Below are 18,259 nucleotides of genomic sequence, written 5' to 3' on the forward strand. Positions count from 1 at the left end.
GATGTGAATTATGAGGTGTTAACTGATTTGTTAATTAGCATGTTAAATGCATCGTTAACGGTCTTGTTAACTGAATTAACTGTTCTGATAAAATAGGGTATAAAATCTCAATTTCTATTTTTGGATTAAGATTTTTACGGCCATGATAGCTCTATCAGATATAGAAGCAGATGCAGAGGCACGGTTTTTTTTGCAGGCTTTTGTTTGTCGGAATGACGTCAGTCTGGACGTGCCTTACAAGATCAAGCCTGTAGCGAAGCAACTCTGTCTGACGGAAAGGTTTGTCTGGGATGCTTCGCAAGAGCTGGTCAGGGCTGGGCTTCTGAAGAAGTGCAAGCAGGACGGCAGGGTTGGGCGTCCTGATGTCAGCTACGTAGCCTCAGAAAACTTGCTTAGAGTGCTCGTCAAGGCAGACCCAGAATTCACTCATCGCGAGCTGATGCTTCGTCTTTTTCTTGAACCGGAGATTCACGCAGTTAGGGACGGTGAAACGACGGCATCGACAGGGCATGAGGAAAAGCCACCCCGTACTGCGACACGCAAAGACGGTCGGCCTGCAGCTCCTGGTGCCAAGGGGCGGTTGGGGGCTGCTACCCGGGTTTTATTAGCGGCCCTTCTCAGTGAGGCTGACGAGTGCGGTGTAGTGGCCGGGCTTGGAGGGCCTAGGCTCAGGGCTATGACTGGTCTCGACACCTTATCGATCAAGCATCAATTGAAGCGTCTTTTGAGCTTGGGGTTCGTTAGGAGCTATATGCCGGGGTTGTCGCATGGGGTCTTCGTTGGCTCAAAGGTAACGAGCATCTACTACCTAAACCTGGATCACCCGCAGCTTCGTTTGAGACAGAGGGAACGGGGGGTAGTGGTATACGTAACGCATGGGCCGGGCAGATACGACATACTCGGCGCGGCAATGCCGACGACAGAGGCGCTAAATGCGCTGAAGCCAAAGCAAGGACAAAAGCCTTATGTGCTGGATCTGCTCTATCACAAGCTGGCAAGCCATACGTCGTATCTGCTGACGGCTATTTGGTCAGATCCAGAATGCGACCTGGGTGATGCGAAAGCGGAAATTTCCAAAAGGATTGCTGAAGAGCTGGGCGGTCCGTTGACCGTTAATTCTGATCGGACTGCGTACGCTGGTTGGGGAGGCTTGAGGGAAAGTTTCCAGGCCGAGGCTTGCCGGTGGGCGGAAAGCATCCACAAGGGGTTGCGCCGTATGAAAGTCTGGCCAGGATACAAGCCCCACCTGGTTCGGCTCATTCCAGCTCCGGTGAGAAAGGATGGCCTCAGCATTGTGTCGCTGGTTGTTCATCCCGCACCGAGAGATAACAACATATGCCTTTGGGTATGGGACGTACGCGGTGGGAGGGTTGACTCGTATGTCCGTGAGGATGCGCTGGACTCGGCCCTTCGCTATGACGTAAGGCTTTTGACCAGGGCCCCCTAGGCGAGCAACAGGCAGGTCATTTTATACGGCCCTCGCAGATCCTCTGGGACATACAGAGGAGCCCTGCTGATGCGAATTTTCCGCTTACAAGACGTGATCACTGCTACTGGCCTGTCTAGGTCGACCCTGTACAAGTACATCTCGGAAGGCACCTTCCCGAAACCGGTATCGTTGGGCGACCGATGCGTCGGCTGGGTCGATAGCGAGGTGCACGACTGGATCCTGGCCAGGATTGAGGAGCGTGACCAGGCTGAGGGTGCTGCTACGCGCCCGATTGGCCACCTGAGTATGGCCGGCTAGAACCGCTCCTGCGCCATGATCAGCTTCGGCTGGTCATGGCGCTTATGCCGTCGTTCAGTCACTGGCTGTGCGGCCTCGCATGGCAAGTCGTGGCGGTGTCGCTCCCGCCGCCCCGACAGCCTCTTCGATATCTGGCTCAGGCCTCTTCAGCTTGATTTATTTCCGAAATCCGAACTCGGCAAAAATTGCCGCTATGGCGGGACGATTGAGGTGGCTTTGCCCGAGCAGCTCGGCGAAGGAAATTGCGGTGCGGGTATTATGCTTTTACTAGCTATTACCCCCCGAAGGGTTCACGCCTAACCGAGTAGCAACCTTCACTGACCTACACAGGGAGTCGGACACTGATCCACCATCTGAGAGGCCAACACTACAGCGTGTCCAGAGAGACCAACCAACGGATCAGGCGAGCAAGGTAGCGGTTAAAAAGTACACAGTAGACAAAAGGTTATGAAACTCCACCAACGAGAGGTCATAACCATGCTCAACGATACCGACACCATCCAACGCTACCCGCTTCGTCATCCAGCCAATACCAATCTGCATCTTCACTACGACGACACCTTTGAGGGCTTCCGCTTGTTGCGTGACAAGGGGCCTTTCATTCGTGAGCACCTGTCCGATCTCAAGCGCACCATAGACCTGGCATTAGCTGAGTATCCGAGGGTCTTAGCCTTCAGAGTTGACCTCCACTTGCCTCAAGGCGTCCTGCTACCTGACTACGCCTATACGAACCAGGTCATCAGCCGATTCTTCGAATCGTTTACGAAGAAGATCCAGTACCACCAGGAACGAGTGGCTGATCGTGGCTATTCGCGTGGCTGCAAAGTACGGTACGTCTGGTCGAGAGAAATAGGTCAGGCAGGCCGGCAGCATTATCACCTGCTGATCCTGTTGAACCGCGATGCCTATTACACCCTGGGGCTGCTGCGCTCAGAGAGGGTCAACATGATCAGCCGGATAGAAGAGTCATGGGCCAGTGCACTGCGGTTGTCGAAGCATGAGGTCGACGGGCTGGTACATATCCCCGACAATCCAACGTATCGGATAGATCGGCATCCCCGTATGCGGAAGGTTGCATGGTCAGAACACAAGGTTCTTGTTGATGAGCTACCGGATCTGTTCCACCGGGCCAGCTACCTGTGTAAGAAAGCGACCAAGTCCTACGGGGATCGTCAGCGAGGATTCGGTACCAGTCGAGGGTAGTGGCTAGTTCGCCTTTGCGACCATTAACTCAGACCAGCGAGTGGTGTAGGCGGGGGATAGCAGTTTTCTTCGCATAGCCCACTCGACTGGCTTGGCGATGCGTCCTGGCTGCAGCGTTCCACGTCCTCAGCAGTTTTTGATAGCTTCCATGGGGCACAGGATCATTTTCACATGCCAATGCTCGTTCCTTTATCATCCATGCACTTTGCATGGATGGTGGGCCTAAAGGCCCCCTGTGCCGCCTTGGCAGCAGTGATCGGAACAGCCCTATATGAACGCCGTAGAAATCGAACAAGCTATCACCGACCTGGCCAGCCAGCCGTTTGACCGGGTCGAGTTCCCTTATGCCTTCCTGCAGGCTTTCGGTAACAAGGAAACCACCCTCAAGCGCCTGCGTTCGGGTGCAACCAATAAGTCCGATCTGGGCGGCGTACTGCAGACCAGCAATATCCATTTGGCTGTGTGTGAGCCAGGCAAGGTCACCGAAACCCTGGCGGCACTGAAGGCCAGCCCCGCGACGGCCCGTGCCAAGGCTAAATATGTGCTCGCTACCGATGGCGAGACGCTGGAAGCTGAGGAGCTGGAAAGCGGCGAGACGGTCGCCTGCGACTACCCGCAGTTTCCTCTTGTGTCAGCTCACCGCTCGTTACCTATCTGGATGGCGAATGCAATCTGCGCTCAGTCGAGTTGCACCTGCACCCACCCTGTCAAGTTGGGCTAGCGGTTAGCTGTAGCCTACTTACCGCCAGACCGGCATTATCTGGGATGGGGCAATTCGATGTGAAAGCCCGTGAGGCTAGCCGCTGAGGTGCACCAGATGCGGCCTTTGTGAGCCTCAATGATGGATCGGGTGATTGCAAGCCCGAGCCCGGCGTTGCTCGGGCTGCCCTCCCGCCGAGCGGGGTCAACCCGGTAAAAACGGTCGAAGAGCTTCTCTAGATGCTCTGAGCTGATTGTGTCCCCTGGGTTCTCGATACTGAAGGTAGTGGAGTCCTCTGTCTCGCGGATCAGAACCGAAATTGTCTGTCCCGCCGGCGTGTAGCGCAGCGCATTGGACAGCAAGTTGGATAGCGCGCGATCAAGCATCAGCCGATCTCCCAGCACTTGGCCTTTGCCTGTGAGCGATAGCTCAATGCCGCGCTCTTCGGCCAGAAGGTGGTAGTAGTCAAACAGCTTGAAGACTACGTCAGCCAGTTCGATCCTGGCCTGCTCGGGGATGATCAGGCCATTATCAGCCTTGGCCAAGAACAGCATGTCATCAATCATCCGAGACATGCGCTTCAAGTCCTCCAGGTTGGAGTACAGATTCTCCTCATAGGCATTGATATCGCGTTTTTTACTCAGCACGACCTCGGTGTGGGTCATCAGATTGCTGACTGGAGTTCGTAGCTCGTGGGCAATGTCGGCCGAAAAATTGGAGAGCCTAACGAAGGTATCCTCTAGCCGAGCCAACATCGCATTGAAGGAGAGAACCAGTTGCTTAAGTTCCCGCGGCACTGGTTCGAGAGGGATTCGCTCCTGTAACGAGCGAGCGGACATCCCGGAGGCCACATGAGTGACTTGCCGCAGAGGCCTAAGGCCGCTGCGAGCAACCACCCAGCCGAGTGCGGCACTGAACAGGGCGCTGATGACCAATCCAATCCAAAACCATCGTTGCAGCGTGTCGAAAAAGTGTGTGTGATTGGTGACGTCAAGAATCAGCAACGCAGTGAGCGGCTCAGCCTGATCGGCTACCGAGATTTGCTCCGTCATGCCACGGTACATGTGTTGGCCGTTCTGCCACTCCCACATGCTCTGCTCATTTGCACGTCTGAAACGCTCAGGTACTTCGACTGCTCTGGGGTCGGAAAACAGTACAGAACCGTCACTGGCCAGGATAGTGGCGGCCAGATCCTGATGGGCTCCCAGCAAAGCTCGCAACTGCGGTAATTCTTCCGAAAGGCTCGCTTCACCGCGAGCATTGTTGAGGATATGTTTGGCGGATTCGAGTTTCTCCACCAGGGCCTGCCGATCCAGCATCTTGAAGTGGTGCTGGCTGAGCATATTGAAACTCAGCCCTGCTACCGTCAGGACTGCAATTACCGCGGACATGAACATCAGGCTCATGCGTGCGGTCAGCGAAAGGTGCTTCATATTCACTCCGGAGCATCCATCATGTATCCCATGCCGCGGGCGGTATGAATCAGCTTGAGATCGAAATCGTCATCGATTTTTGCGCGTAGCCGGCGTACCGCAACCTCAATGACATTGGTGTCGCTGTCGAAATTCATGTCCCAAACCTGAGAGGCAATCAGCGACTTCGGGAGCACCTCGCCGCGCCGGCGCAGTAGCAGTTCCAGCAGTGAAAACTCCTTCGCGGTCAGGTCAATTCTTTTCCCGCCACGGATCGCACGCCGCTTCATCAGATCGACTTCCAGATCGGCAATTTTCATGGTGGTCTGCGTCGGCGAACCATTACCTCTGCGCAACAGCGTTCTGACCCTGGCCAGAAGCTCTGAGAAAGCAAATGGCTTGATCAGGTAGTCGTCCGCACCCAGCTCCAACCCTTTTACGCGGTCTTCCACACCATCGCGTGCCGTCAAGAACAGTACGGGGACGTCTTTTCCTGCTGCGCGCAACATGCGCAGCACTTCCCAACCGTCCAGCCCAGGCATCATTACATCCAGAATTAGCAGGTCATAGGCTTCGCTAAGTGCATGCTGAAGGGCATCTGTACCGGTCATAACCCGGTCGACATTGAACCCAGCCTCGGTGAGACCTTGCTGGAGGTACGTACCGGTTTTGGGTTCGTCTTCAGCTACCAGTAGTTTCATGTGTGCAGACTCCAAAAGTCGGGTGGCCTGAGTTTGCAGGCAAACCGCGGCCCCAACCAGAAGCTTACGAAAATGTAATTCTGACTTCAGCTCACTGACAGGGTGGCTTGTCTAGGGTGCAAGCATGAGTACTAGGTTGTGCTCTCGGCCCTCGACAGACCAAAAGCAGAGGTGCCGGCCATAGTTTGCACTGATGGAGACTGCCCATGAAATCGCTGAAACCTTTGCTTCTGGTTGGTTCGCTACTGCTGTCTTCCATGGCTTGGGCCGAAGGGGGCAGCGACCGTGTATTCGAGCGCATCCAGCAGATGCGCGACAAAGCAGAAGCCGTGCTGATCCAGGCGGAGAAGGCCCCGGTCGGCGAGCGGCATGTGCACATGAAGGAGCATATGAACATGCTCGAAGACATCATGAGCCAGCTGCACAACGAACATCCCGCGCCAAACATGTCTGCCGAAGAGCATCTGGCCTGGATGGAAAAGCATGACAAGCTGGTAGACGACGTGCTGGCTCAAATGATCCGCGAGCACAAGCTAATGATGGCCGACAAAGAGTGCCATCGATAAGGATTTTCCCATCTTCCAGGCCTTCCGTGATTGCTCCTTTGGCCTAGCGGCGCCTTTATGGCGCCGTGCTTTTTCCCAGCTGACGCAATTGTAGTTTTGGGGTCAGCGGCCTGGCAGCAAGCGGGGAATAGCATGAGATTTCCAGCACCCATCTCGAGGTCTCACCATGAAACACTTACCCCTTAAACTGCTGATCAGCACTCTGTTCATCAGCACCACCTTTCCGGCATTTGCCGAGGTCGGCGGCAGTAGCAATGGCATTGGGCAGCAGGCCCAGGCGACGCCAGCGACTCGTACCATCTTGGTAAAGATGGACGACATCAACTACAGCCAGAAAACGATCGATGTGAAGCCAGGTGAAACCGTGCGCTTCGTTCTGAAGAACGAGGGCGCGTTGATGCACGAGTTCAACATCGGGCAGGCAGCGTCCCAGCTGGAGCACCAGCGCAAGATGGCGTCCTTGTTCAAGGACGGCACACTGACCCCGACCGGCATGGCCGAGCGCATTGTCTGGCATGAGCGTTATGGCACGGGAGACTCCAACCCTCCAGGCTATCCGGAAGTCATCAAAGCCAAGCATGACGACCCGAACGCGGTTCTCGTCGAGCCCGGCACAACCAAAGAGTTCGTGTGGACCTTCCCTAAGGCGGGCAGTTTGAGCTTCGCCTGTACATTGCCTGGGCATTACCAGGCGGGGATGGTCGGTGAGTTTGCTCTGCGTTAGTCCGGCATCGGTGCTACCCGTTGGCCGCGAGCTGGGGAGCACCGATCTGACGAACCTTACTGCGATGTAGTTTTCACGTCAGCGTACCGCCAGCTGCACCTCATTAGCATCGGGACTCATCCCTCCTCAACACCTCAGAGGCACACCATGAAACTCAGACCCGCTTTCATACTCACCACCCTTGGCTTGCTGCTCAGTGCTGCCAATGCGCTGGCCAGCCCGGGCCACAAGAAAGACAGTATTGGGCAACCGGGAGACGGTCAGGCAGTAGATCGCACCATCGAAGTCCGGATGGGGGACATCTTCTTCGAACCCAAAGCAATGGAGATCAAAGCAGGCGAGACAGTTCGCTTCGTCCTGAAAAATGACGGTGCACTGCTACACGAATTCAATCTTGGCAAAGCGGCATCCCATGCCGCGCACCAGAAAGAGATGGCCGCGATGTTTCAGAACGGCACGCTGTCCCCTACAGGTGCACATGACATGAGCAATATGGGCCATGCCATGGGCGGCATGAAGATGGTCGGTATGGAACACGATGACCCCAACAGTGTTCTTGTCGAACCTGGAGCACGCGAAGAGCTGATCTGGACCTTCTCCGCCGCCACCGAACTGGAGTTCGCCTGCAATATTCCAGGACATTATCAGTCGGGAATGGTCGGTAAGGTGACCGTACGCTGACGTTTATTGATACTCGCCAACTCCGTCCAGTCTGAGACACCTATACTGATCCGGCCGCCATTGAAACGAGGCTATTGTCGTGGACCATACCCATCACACCAGTACCACTGAGCCGCCTTTTTGGAAGAGCAAGATTGGCATTGCGCTGATCATGCTGGCCGTAATCGGCATCTTCTATGTAGCGCGTGAGCATTACGGTCATCTTTCGCAGGCCCTGCCGTACCTCATCCTGCTGCTATGCCCGCTGATGCATCTGTTTGGCCACAATCACGGCGGGCACTCCCACTCCAGCAGCACCGCTGTTTCCAAGGACGAAGAAAGGACATAGATCGCATGCAAAAGACCTCCTGCCATCATGACCAGGATCATTCACATAACTCGCACGCCCACTCCGAGAGCCAGCGCGACCTGGTGTGTGGCATGGAGGTCAAACCTGATGGCCCTTATCGCGAGAGCTTTGAAGGGAAGGCCTATCATTTCTGCAGTGCGAAGTGCCTAGAGAAATTCCAAGCAGATCCTCATCAGTACATGAGCCATCAGTCTCATGGGGAGCATCACCAGCACGCGACTCCAGCACCCACATCGACACCTGTAGGTGCTGAATACACCTGCCCGATGCATCCAGAAATCCGTCAACCGGCTCCCGGAAACTGCCCGATCTGCGGGATGACGCTGGAACCTGTCATCCCGGAGCTGGAAGAGGAGGAAAATCCAGAGCTGAAGGACTTCTCGCTGCGGTTCTGGTGGACCCTACCGTTGACCGTCATCGTGACCGTATTGGCGATGGCCGGCCATTCCTTGCAACTGTTTCATGGCACGACCCAGAACTGGGTCGAGCTGGCTCTGGCGACGCCCGTGACGCTATGGGGTGGCTGGGTATTCTTCACCCGCGGCATTGACTCCATCCGCCACCGCAGCCCCAACATGTGGACCCTGATCGGATTAGGAACTGCAGCCGCCTACCTCTACAGCGTGGCAGCCACCCTGGTGCCGCAGTGGTTCCCGGCGGCCTTCGTTCAGGATGGACGCATCGGCGTCTACTTCGAGGCCGCCGCGGTGATCATCTCGCTCACGCTGTTGGGCCAGATGCTCGAACTCAAAGCCCGCTCGCAGACCTCTGCCGCCATTAAGTCACTGCTGGGATTGGCCCCCAAGACTGCCCGGCGCATCAGGCCTGACGGCCAGGAAGAAGATATTCCGCTGACCCACGTCCATCAGGGTGACCACTTGCGTGTCCGGCCGGGCGAAAAAGTCCCGGTGGATGGCACCGTGCTGGAGGGCGAGAGCGCTGTCGACGAGTCGATGCTCACCGGCGAGCCGGTGCCCGTCACCAAGCGGGCAGGGGATACCCTCATCGGTGCCACCCTGAACACCCACGGCAGTCTGGTGATGGAAGCGCAGAAGGTGGGCGCCGAAACCATGTTGTCGCAGATCGTCCAGATGGTGGCTAAGGCCCAGCGCTCCAAGGCGCCCATGCAGCGTATGGCCGATGCCGTTGCAGGGTATTTCGTGGTGGGGGTGATCCTGATCGCGATCCTGACATTTTTTGGCTGGGGGTTGTTCGGGCCGGAATCAGGTTGGGTATTTGGCCTGATCAACGCCGTGGCCGTACTGATCATTGCCTGCCCATGCGCCCTGGGCTTGGCAACGCCGATGTCGGTCATGGTCGCGACCGGCAAGGCCGCCAGCAGCGGTGTGTTGTTCCGTGATGCCAGCGCTATCGAGAACCTCTGCAAAATCGACACTTTGATCGTCGACAAGACCGGGACCCTGACGCAGGGGCGGCCGACCTTTCATAGTGCAGAGGGAACCGGTTCGTTCGACTCGGTCGAGGTTCTGCGCTTGGCCGCAAGCCTCGACCAGGGCAGCGAGCATCCGCTGGCTCATGCCATTGTCGATCATGCGCGTGAACAGGGTCTTGCCTTGGTGAAACCGGAGACCTTCGAGTCTGGCTCAGGTATTGGTGTGCGCGGACAGGTCGATGGCCATCAACTGCAGCTCGGGAACACAGCGTTGATGGAGGAGGCGGGCGTCGATATTACTTCGCTGCGTAACCGTGCAGAGCAACTGCGCCTGGAGGGTATCAGCATCATCTATCTGGCCGTAGATGGTCGCCTGGCGGGTCTCCTGGCCGTTTCCGATCCAATCAAACCGACCTCCCAACAGGCTGTTGCTCAACTCCAGAACGCTGACGTGAAGGTCATCATGGCCACTGGCGATGGCCTCACCACAGCAAGGGCCGTGGCGAATCAGTTAGGCATCGAGGAGGTGCATGGCGAGGTGAAACCGCAGGACAAGGAGAAATTAGTCGCCGAACTGCAGAGCTATGGCCGGCGTGTTGCCATGGCAGGCGACGGCATCAACGATGCGCCGGCCTTGGCCAGGGCCGACGTAGGCATCGCCATGGGCACGGGCACCGACGTGGCGATGAACAGCGCCCAAGTGACCCTGGTCAAGGGAGACCTGATGGGCATCCTGCGGGCGCGCACCTTGTCGGTGGCCACAGTGAAGAACATGAGGCAGAACCTTGCCTTTGCGTTCCTCTACAACTCGATGGGAATCCCGCTTGCAGCGGGGCTGCTGTACCCGTTGACGGGGCATCTTCTGTCGCCCTTGATTGCTGCGCTGGCGATGAGTGTCAGCTCCGCGTCCGTGGTGTTTAACGCCTTACGGCTGCGGCAGTCACGGATCGATTAGACCTTGCGGTAGCTAACATCGTTTGCCTCGGTCGACGAAGGGCAAGCTGACGCCATTTCATCGTAGGGGCATTCCCCATCGCCCACGACATAGCAATCTAAGAGCCTCGCCATCAGGCGAGGCTCCTCTTGGGGCTAGCTCAGAGTATCGGCAGGCTGTAGCTGACGATCAGGCGGTTCTCGTCCTGGTCGGCGGCGCTGGTGTTGCCACGCAGGCTGGCGTTACGCCAGGAGAAACCGAGGCCTTTGAGGGCACCGTCCTGAAGCACGTAGTCGAGGCGGAAGTCGCGTTCCCATTCCTTCTTCTCGCCGTCGGCCGAATCGATGTTGTCGCCGGATAGATAGGTGACAGTGGCCTTCAGACCTGGTAGGCCGGCCTTGGTGAAGTCGTAGCCGTACTCGGCCAGCTAGGTGCGCTCGCCGGCACTGGCGAACTTGCCGATCTGCCGGTCGGTGATCAGGTAGGCGGTGGCGCCGTCGCCCTGGTTCAGGTAGGGGAAGTTGCTGTCGCCGGAGACTTCCTGGTAGCCGGCGCTCAGCCCGTGGCCGCCGAGGCTGTAGGTGAACAGGGCGCTCCAGGTGTCGTTGTCCACTTCGCCCTTGGTGATCGCCTTGCCGGCCGCGTTCAGACCGTAGTAGCCAGTGCTGGCATAGCCTTTGGCCACCCCGGCGGCGCTGTCGTTCTTGCCGTCGGCGTCGCTCTTGAAGTAGCGCAGGTCGGATTTCAGCGCGCCCGGGCCGATGGCCAGGCTGTGGGTCAGGCCGAGGAAGTGCTGGCGGTAGAACTCGTTCAGCTCGCCGTAGTAGTACTGCGCCAGCAGGTCCTTGCCGATCTTGTAGTCGCCACCGGCGTAGTAGAACTTGTTGCTGAACTGGCCGGTCTTGGCGTTGTTGGCTCCGGAGATGGACAGGCCTTCGTTGTTGCTCGAACTGCGCCCCTTGGCGTGTTCCAGCTGGCCGCCGACCAGGGTCAGGTTGTCGATCTCGGCTGAAGTGATCTGGCCACCCTCGAAGGTCTGCGGTAGCAGGCGACCGTCGCTGAAGGTGACCACCGGCAGCTTGGGCTGCAGGGTACCGATGCGTGCCTCGGTCTTCGACAGACGCACCTTGCCGGTCAGCCCCAGGCTGCCGAAGTTGTCCACCGCGCGACCGTTCTCGTCGGTGGGGAACACGGTGCCGCCGTATTTGCTGGAGTCGGGGTTGTAATGGCGACCCTTGCCGGAATCCAGCTTGACGCCGAGCAGGCCGAGAGCGTCGACGCCGAAGCCGACGGTCCCCTCGGTGTAGCCGGAGATGTAGTTGAACTGGAAGCCCTGACCCCATTCTTCCTGGGTGTTGGCCGCTTCGTTGCGGGTGTCCTGATTGATGTAGAAATTGCGCAGGCCGAGGCTGGCCTTGCTGTCTTCGATGAAGCCGGCGGCATATACATGCTGGCTCAAAAGTCCCAGTGCTAGGGAGGCAGTAAGCGTACGCCGAACTCACCTTGCGCGACTCAGGCAGGCGCCCACTGATGGCAGCAGTTGGCCGACCTCACTCGCCCGTTGCGTCGGCAGGCGTGTCAGCACGTCCTTGAGATAGGCATACGGATCATGCCCGTTCATGCGGGCCGACTGGATCAGGCTCATGATCGCCGCCGCGCGTTTGCCGCTGCGTAGCGACCCGGCAAACAACCAGTTCGAGCGCCCCAGGGCCCATGGACGAATCTGGTTCTCGACCTGGTTATTGTCGATGGGCACAGCACCATCCTCGACATAGCGAGTCAGTGCCTGCCAGCGTTTAAGGCTGTAATCCAAGGCTTTCGCCGTGGCCGATCCGTTGGGCACAAGATCACGCTGGGCCAGTATCCAGTCATGCAGTGTATCGAGGATCGGTGAAGCCTTTTCCTGTCGTATTCGCCAGCGTTCTTCATCGCTCATGTCCCGTGCTTGCCGTTCGATTTCGTACAGGCTGCCCATCGCGTGCAGTGCTTGTTCGGCCAACTGGCTTTTGTTTGCAGCGTGCAGATCGAAGAACTTGCGGCGGGCGTGGGCCATGCAGCCGATTTCGGTAATGCCTTGCTCGAAGCTGGCCTTGTAGCCAGCGAAGTCGTCGCAGACCAGCTTGCCATTCCACTGACCAAGAAAATTGCGCGCATGCTCGCCGGCACGGCTGGGACTGAAGTCATACACCACGGCCTTCAGATCGGCGAAGGGTGTGGTGCTGTAGGCCCAGACGTAAGCCCGATGGGTTTTCTTCTCGCCTGGGGTGAGCATTTGCACCGGGGTTTCGTCAGCGTGGATCACGCGTTGGCCCAGCACGGCTTCGCGCAGGGCATCGACTAGCGGCTGGAGCTGCACGCCGGTTTGTCCGACCCACTGCGCCAGTGTCGAGCGAGCGATGGCCAGGCCGGCACGGCCAAAGATTTTCTCTTGCCGATATAGCGGCAAGTGGTCGGCGAATTTGGCCACCATCACGTGAGCCAGAAGGCCGGTGGTGGGGATGCCCTTGTCGATCACCTGGGCCGGCACGGGGGCCTGGATCAGTGTTTCGCACTGGCGACAGGCCCATTTCCCACGCACATGCTGTTCGACGGTGAAAACGCCCGGCGTGTAATCCAGCTTTTCGCTGATGTCTTCACCGATGCGTTGCAGCTGGCAGCCGCAGGCGCATTGGGTGTTCTCCGGTTCGTGGCGGATCACGGTGCGCGGAAATTGTGCCGGCAGCGGTGTGCGCTTGGGCTGTTGGCGGGGTTCGGCTGGAGCAACCGGGGGATTGACAGCTTTCAGCTCCGCCTCGATGGCGGCGATGTCAGTGTCGAGCAGGTCGTCCAGCAAGCTACCCTGGTCAGGGCTCAGTTGCTCGCTACGCTTGGCAAACTTGTGCCGTTTGTACCAAGCGATTTCGTGTGTGAGCTGCTCAATGATGGTTTGATCACGGTGGATTTTCTTGCCCATCACGTCGACCTGCGTCAGCAACTGCGCGGCCAGTGTGCGCAGTTGCTCAGCTGTCAGTTGGTCGAGATTGGGCGAGGAGTTCATGCTGCTGATTGTGCCAGAGCAGACGCTCTGCGCAGATACACCGATGGGCTAATGGCCGGTGCTACAGCACTGTGATCGCGCCGCCCGCACCGACCCGCTGCCAGGGCAGCCCCAGTACCAACGCCTGAAGTTGCTCGGTGTCGAGTTCAACTTCCGAGCCGTGGCGGATGCCTGGCCAGTGAAACTTGCCCTGGTTCAATCGCCGCGCGGCCAGCCAGATACCCACGCCGTCATGCACCAGGACTTTCATGCGGTTGGCGCGGCGATTGGCGAACAGATAGGCGCAGTGCGGCTTCGCCGCACCGAACACCGCCACCACGCGGGCCAACGCGGTTTCAGTGCCCGCGCGCATATCCATGGGTTCGGTGGCGAGCCAGATACTATCGATACGGATCACTGGGCGAGCCCCCGGACAAAGCGGGCGCATCCTTCAGGATCGGAAGCTGGCCATTTCACTGTGATCGATTGCTCGCCCAGCGGTAGCTCGATAATCACAGCTGGTTCAACTGGTCGTTTTGGCGTAACTCTCGCAGGAACGAACGCCGGCAACGCCGCTGGCAGTTGATCTCGATAAAGCGGTAGCCACTTGCGAATGACGTTGGCATTGATGCCGTGGCGGATGGCAACGCTGGAAACGGTCGCACCGGGTTGCAGGCACTCCTGAACAACCTGGGCCTTGAACGGTTTGGGGTAAGAGCTTCGTTGGCGCATGGAAATCCCGGCGATAAGGGCTATCGCGTCCGCTTAAAAATACGCGGACACCATCGTCCTTAATGCTGGAGTTCGGAAGGTGAGTTGGCCGGACGGATACGGGAGGCACTTATTTTTTTCATGGCGATGCTCCGGTGTAAAGGCGGCTCAGCCGTATGTGAAACCACATAGGCAGGGTGCGATAGAAGTCAGCTCAGCTGTCTTCTCTGCTTTCCGATTCCGGCACGCAGCAGGCTCGTTGAAGTTTCTGGCGCGCGAGGGAACAACAATCGGAAAACGGTGTAGTTGCCCGGAACGCTGGACACATCGACGGAGCCTTGGTGCAGGCTCATGATAGATCGCACGATGGCCAGCCCCAGACCTGTGCCTCCCTCTGCTCGGGATCTACTGGTATCGACCCTGTAGAAGCGCTCGAACAGATGAGGAATGTGCTGTGCTGGGATACCAATCCCTGGATTGCCAACAGACAGCGAGACCGTCTCATGCTGCTTTTCAATCAGCAACGAGATCCTGCTGTTGCGAGGGCTGTGGCGTATGGCGTTCGACAGGAGGTTCGAGACGGCTCTTTGGATCATCAATCGATCACCGAAGGTGTGGCCGGCCCCGCTGATGTCTATCGCAATCTGCTTTTCCTCGGCGGAAATAGAGAAGAGATCTGCAACTCGGCGTGCTTCGTCGTCTAAGTCAATGCGCTCGAAGGGCACCAACGAAGCAGGGTGACTTACCTGGGCGAGGAAAAGCATGTCCGAGACGATGCGCGTCACGCGTCCAAGCTCCTCGGTACAGCATTCAAGTACCGCCTTGTACTCTTCTGGTGGACGCTCTCGTGAAAGGGTTACTTGAGCCTTACCCATCAGATTGGTAATGGGGGAACGCAGCTCGTGAGCCAGGTCATCAGAAAACTGCGAGAGCTGTTGAACGCCACTGTCCAGGCGATGGAGCATGAAGTTGATGCCGTGTGCCAGTTCGCTGAGCTCTTGAGGCAGTCGATCTATTGGTATGCGATGGGTCAGGTCCTGAGTGGAAACCTGTGACGCTATTTTTCTAAACTGGCGCAGCGGTGACAATCCGCGTTGGACAATCCACCAAGCTCCAACGCCAATGAAGAGCAGAAGAAAAGGCAGAGCGATCATGGTGGATCGCAGGTACGCCGTTAGCAGTGCGTCGTCTGCAGATCGATCTATAGAGAGCTGGATCGTGACTTCACTGCCATCTTTCAAGCGCACATGCTTCGAAGCCGTCAGAAAGCTGTGCTTGGTGCTATCCAGCCATTCGTGGAAGAAAACTCCTACGGTGCCTTCAGAATGCAGTTTCGGAGCGTCCGACCTGTTGCTAACGCTCAGCAACTTCTTACCTTCAGGCCCTCGCTCATAGATGGCAAGTTGTAGGTTGTCGTGGCCTACAACAAGGTCGAGCAGTCCATGCGGTTGCTTGGCGATGTCAGCACTCGATATCGAATCCTCTTTGAGTCGGTGCTGGATCTGCTCAAGCTTGCCGGTCAGGCTACTTCGGGCCAGCGAGGCCAGCTCGTGCGTCAGCGAGAAGTAAGCAAGGGCGGCCAGAAGTACCACCAGTGCGGCCCCCATCAAGGCGACAGAAAGCCCAAGTCGCATGGAGAGGCTGGCAAGTCTCATTCCCGCTCCTCAAGCACGTAACCAACCCCTCTGAGGGTATGGATGAGCTTCCTCTCAAAGGCATCGTCGATTTTGGCGCGCAAGCGGCGGATGGAGACTTCGACCACATTGGTGTCGCAATCGAAGTTCATGTCCCACACCAGCGAAATGATCTGAGTGCGTGAAAGCACCTCACCCGAACGCCTCATCAGCAAGTGCAACAGCGCAAACTCTTTGGTCGTCAGGTCTATCCGTTGCTCACCGCGGAATGCTCGATGTCTAGCTGGGTCCAGCTCCAAGTCTGCTACACGTAGAGTTTCTGGCGCCGGAGCTTGTTCACTGCGACGCAGTAGGGTGCGAACTCGGGCCAGCAGCTCAGGAAACTCAAAGGGTTTCACCAAGTAGTCATCCGCCCCTAGGTCCAGGCCCCTGATCTTGTCTGCCAGCCTTCCCCTGGCGGTGAGCATCATTACTCGTGTGTTGTTATCACGGCGGAGATTTTCCAACACGCTCCAGCCATCTATTTCCGGAAGATTTACATCCAGAATAACTAAGTCGTAAGTGTGTTGACGCACAAGATGAAGACCATCTAATCCAGTAGAGGCCTTGTCGACTATATAGCCACTCTCGGTCAATCCTTGATGCAGATATTCGGCAGTTTTTGGCTCGTCCTCGATAACTAGGATTCGCATATTAAATTCATCCAAGGCAAGCGGCATTTTGTTGTTTGTTGGGCCGCGTAAAGTTTCATGAGATTAATAGTAACGTGGCATGAAGAGGCTTTTAGCGCACGATATGAGTAGGCAATCCTAAAGCCTGTAGCGGCTACAGGGTCAATGCGCAAGCCTTGCTGTAACTGGCGCTGCGACAAGGCGTCGCATGTCTCGAGCATTTCAGGCAGATTTCTCTGCTGGGGTTACTGATTTCCCAAAAGGTTCCTTCGCTGACGCCAGGTTTGTATCAGCATGTAACTTCAAATGGCTCTCTGATGGGGCATCTTAATACAGCGAAATAGCCTGCAGGCCTTGATTACATATTTGTAATTTTCCAGTCACCTTGGCGATATGAACTGACATCTAAATTCTGCGGCTAACTCATTTCCTGTCGTCATCAGCTGACCGCCACTGCCGGGTCGAGCCGTTTTAGTTCAGGGATGATCATTGGTTGCGGAGGATTAACCCTTGCTCTCTTGCGATGGTGTTGTTGCAGTTTTTTATCGGAAGTTGCTTCCGGCTTTATTGGTGTCCCTATGGATGGTTGGCCGACCAGCAGTAGCTGCGTCTTCGGAGCTGTCGCTGGCTGAAGCATTGCGCCAAGCGCAAGACAACAGTCCGGCTCTCTCGGCTGCAAGCCGATTGGTAGACATCTCTTTGGGCGAGCGGCAGCAAGCCGGCCTGCTGCCAAACCCGGAGCTGTCATGGGAGGTGGAAGACACCCGCAGCAACACGCGGACCACTACCACCCAGATTACGCAGCCGATTGAGCTGGGGGGGAAGCGAGGGGCTCGTATCGAGCTAGCGGAGAAAGGGCAGAGTGCGGCATCGGTCGAGCTAGAGCGCAGTCAGAATGGGCTGCGCGCCGATGTTATTCAGGCGTTCTACGACAACCTGCAAGCAAAGATGCGCGTCGAACTGGCGGAGCAATCTCTCGTGCTGGCTGAACGAGGGGTTCAGGGAGCTGAGGGGCGAGTCAAGGCAGGCAAGGTTTCACCCGTTGAGCTGACACGGGCCCAGGTGCAGTTCTCTGAGGTCCGCCTTGAGCTACGTCGAGCTCAGCTGGATCAGGCTAGCGCACAATCTCGACTGCAGGCTGTCATCGGCGGGAGTGCAGAAATCAGGGTTGTTGGGAGTGCGACCAGCATCCCTAAACCGCCAACAATCAATCAGCTGTGGTCAGCCTTGGAAACAACCGCAGAAATGCGCCTAGCCCGGCTGTCCGTGGATCAGCAAGAAGCCTCATTCGAGCTGGAAAAGACCCAGCGCATTCCAGACCTGAACGTGAGTCTGGGCAGCCAATACAGCGCTGAAGATCGGGAGCGAGTCAACGTAGTTGGCCTATCGATGCCGATCCCTCTCTTCAATCGCAACCAGGGCAACATTCTCTCCGCTGCACGTCGCGCCGACCAAGCTCGCGACCTGCGCAACGCCACCGAGCTACGCCTCAGGGCAGATATAGCGCAAGCCATGGATCAGTGGGTCGTTGCGAACGAGGAGATCAACTCGTTCGACCAGACGATTCTCCCCTCGGCCAAGAGCGCTGTTGATAGCGCTACCCGCGGATTTGAGATGGGCAAATTCGCTTTTCTCGATGTGCTGGATGCTCAGCGCACGTTGATTGGTGCCCGCACGCAGTATGTCGACGCCCTGGCCTCAGCTACCGCGGCATGGGTGCAGTTAGAGCGCGTGTATGGCGATGTATCAGCCATCCCCGCCGCACGTTGAGCCGCTGAGCTCCTACCGACCTTCTTGGTGACCCGCATCTGGAGTGC

17 protein-coding genes and 2 pseudogenes are annotated in these 18,259 nt (G+C 57.3%); 10 read left to right on the plus strand and 9 right to left on the minus strand.

Going from position 1 to position 18,259, the window contains the following annotated elements; all coding sequences use genetic code 11:
• Positions 1 to 142 precede the first annotated feature (142 nt).
• From BM186_RS22975 to BM186_RS22985, 3 genes are all read left to right on the plus strand, one after another.
• Entirely contained in the window at positions 143 to 1,447 is a 1,305-nt protein-coding gene (locus BM186_RS22975; RefSeq protein WP_034019463.1) for a hypothetical protein, read from the plus strand.
• Positions 1,448 to 1,516: 69 nt separating this feature from the next.
• Positions 1,517 to 1,747 carry a helix-turn-helix transcriptional regulator gene (locus BM186_RS22980; RefSeq protein WP_034019465.1) on the plus strand — a complete coding sequence of 77 codons (231 nt, stop codon included), beginning with the start codon at positions 1,517 to 1,519 and terminating at the stop codon, positions 1,745 to 1,747.
• Positions 1,748 to 2,224: 477 nt separating this feature from the next.
• On the plus strand, positions 2,225 to 2,950 hold the full coding sequence (locus BM186_RS22985; protein ID WP_074918687.1) for an inovirus Gp2 family protein: 726 nt from the start codon (positions 2,225 to 2,227) through the stop codon (positions 2,948 to 2,950).
• Positions 2,951 to 2,953: 3 nt separating this feature from the next.
• Here BM186_RS22985 and BM186_RS27015 read toward each other — a convergent pair whose 3' ends face one another.
• Positions 2,954 to 3,064 (minus strand): DUF4113 domain-containing protein, encoded by a 111-nt coding sequence (locus BM186_RS27015; RefSeq protein WP_225850683.1) that lies wholly within the window; start codon positions 3,062 to 3,064, stop codon positions 2,954 to 2,956.
• Between the two features lie 157 nt (positions 3,065 to 3,221).
• On the opposite strand from BM186_RS27015, the pseudogene BM186_RS22995 reads away from it, so the two are divergent.
• Positions 3,222 to 3,575 (plus strand): annotated as a pseudogene (locus tag BM186_RS22995) (type IIL restriction-modification enzyme MmeI); the annotation flags it as partial.
• 131 nt (positions 3,576 to 3,706) lie between these two features.
• Here the strand turns inward: BM186_RS22995 and BM186_RS23000 are convergent.
• Complete coding sequence (locus BM186_RS23000; RefSeq protein ID WP_174892492.1) at positions 3,707 to 5,083, minus strand: heavy metal sensor histidine kinase; 1,377 nt, start codon at positions 5,081 to 5,083, stop codon at positions 3,707 to 3,709.
• Between the two features lie 2 nt (positions 5,084 to 5,085).
• Positions 5,086 to 5,763 carry a heavy metal response regulator transcription factor gene (locus BM186_RS23005; protein ID WP_004374688.1) on the minus strand — a complete coding sequence of 226 codons (678 nt, stop codon included), beginning with the start codon at positions 5,761 to 5,763 and terminating at the stop codon, positions 5,086 to 5,088.
• Positions 5,764 to 5,969: 206 nt separating this feature from the next.
• Here BM186_RS23005 and BM186_RS23010 point away from each other — a divergent pair, with 206 nt between their 5' ends.
• The 5 genes from BM186_RS23010 (at position 5,970) to BM186_RS23035 (ending at position 10,431) form a co-directional block, all read left to right on the plus strand.
• Positions 5,970 to 6,329, plus strand: coding sequence for a co-regulatory protein PtrA N-terminal domain-containing protein (locus BM186_RS23010; protein WP_003246763.1), 360 nt, complete (start codon positions 5,970 to 5,972; stop codon positions 6,327 to 6,329).
• 166 nt (positions 6,330 to 6,495) lie between these two features.
• Positions 6,496 to 7,053: a cupredoxin domain-containing protein gene (locus BM186_RS23015; protein WP_074918631.1), complete on the plus strand. Its 558-nt coding sequence runs from the start codon at positions 6,496 to 6,498 to the stop codon at positions 7,051 to 7,053.
• Between the two features lie 147 nt (positions 7,054 to 7,200).
• Positions 7,201 to 7,734 carry a cupredoxin domain-containing protein gene (locus BM186_RS23020; RefSeq protein ID WP_074918633.1) on the plus strand — a complete coding sequence of 178 codons (534 nt, stop codon included), beginning with the start codon at positions 7,201 to 7,203 and terminating at the stop codon, positions 7,732 to 7,734.
• Positions 7,735 to 7,813: 79 nt separating this feature from the next.
• Complete coding sequence (locus BM186_RS23025) at positions 7,814 to 8,062, plus strand: DUF2933 domain-containing protein (protein ID WP_003246761.1); 249 nt, start codon at positions 7,814 to 7,816, stop codon at positions 8,060 to 8,062.
• Between the two features lie 5 nt (positions 8,063 to 8,067).
• Positions 8,068 to 10,431: a heavy metal translocating P-type ATPase gene (locus tag BM186_RS23035; RefSeq protein WP_158234282.1), complete on the plus strand. Its 2,364-nt coding sequence runs from the start codon at positions 8,068 to 8,070 to the stop codon at positions 10,429 to 10,431.
• A gap of 139 nt (positions 10,432 to 10,570) precedes the next feature.
• On the opposite strand, the pseudogene BM186_RS23040 reads toward BM186_RS23035, so the two are convergent.
• The 6 genes and pseudogenes from BM186_RS23040 to BM186_RS23065 form a co-directional block, all read right to left on the minus strand.
• A pseudogene (locus tag BM186_RS23040) lies at positions 10,571 to 11,878 on the minus strand (OprD family porin).
• 30 nt (positions 11,879 to 11,908) lie between these two features.
• Positions 11,909 to 13,447, minus strand: a complete 1,539-nt coding sequence (gene tnpC, locus BM186_RS23045; protein WP_074918635.1) for an IS66 family transposase — start codon at positions 13,445 to 13,447, stop codon at positions 11,909 to 11,911.
• A 61-nt stretch (positions 13,448 to 13,508) separates the two neighbouring features.
• Complete coding sequence (gene tnpB, locus BM186_RS26925) at positions 13,509 to 13,844, minus strand: IS66 family insertion sequence element accessory protein TnpB (protein WP_003282984.1); 336 nt, start codon at positions 13,842 to 13,844, stop codon at positions 13,509 to 13,511.
• Positions 13,841 to 14,158, minus strand: a complete 318-nt coding sequence (tnpA, locus tag BM186_RS23055; RefSeq protein ID WP_003282986.1) for an IS66-like element accessory protein TnpA — start codon at positions 14,156 to 14,158, stop codon at positions 13,841 to 13,843. The genes tnpB and tnpA overlap by 4 nt, the downstream gene beginning before the upstream one ends.
• Before the next feature lie 188 nt (positions 14,159 to 14,346).
• Positions 14,347 to 15,792, minus strand: a complete 1,446-nt coding sequence (locus BM186_RS23060) for a heavy metal sensor histidine kinase (RefSeq protein ID WP_074918637.1) — start codon at positions 15,790 to 15,792, stop codon at positions 14,347 to 14,349.
• On the minus strand, positions 15,789 to 16,463 hold the full coding sequence (locus BM186_RS23065) for a heavy metal response regulator transcription factor (protein ID WP_074918691.1): 675 nt from the start codon (positions 16,461 to 16,463) through the stop codon (positions 15,789 to 15,791). The genes BM186_RS23060 and BM186_RS23065 overlap by 4 nt, the downstream gene beginning before the upstream one ends.
• A 561-nt stretch (positions 16,464 to 17,024) precedes the next feature.
• On the opposite strand from BM186_RS23065, the gene BM186_RS23070 reads away from it, so the two are divergent.
• Positions 17,025 to 18,212, plus strand: a complete 1,188-nt coding sequence (locus BM186_RS23070) for a TolC family protein (RefSeq protein WP_083431643.1) — start codon at positions 17,025 to 17,027, stop codon at positions 18,210 to 18,212.
• The last annotated feature ends 47 nt before the right edge of the window (positions 18,213 to 18,259 follow it).

Source organism: Ectopseudomonas toyotomiensis, assembly GCF_900115695.1.
GTDB classification, from domain to species: Bacteria; Pseudomonadota; Gammaproteobacteria; order Pseudomonadales; family Pseudomonadaceae; genus Aquipseudomonas; species Aquipseudomonas toyotomiensis.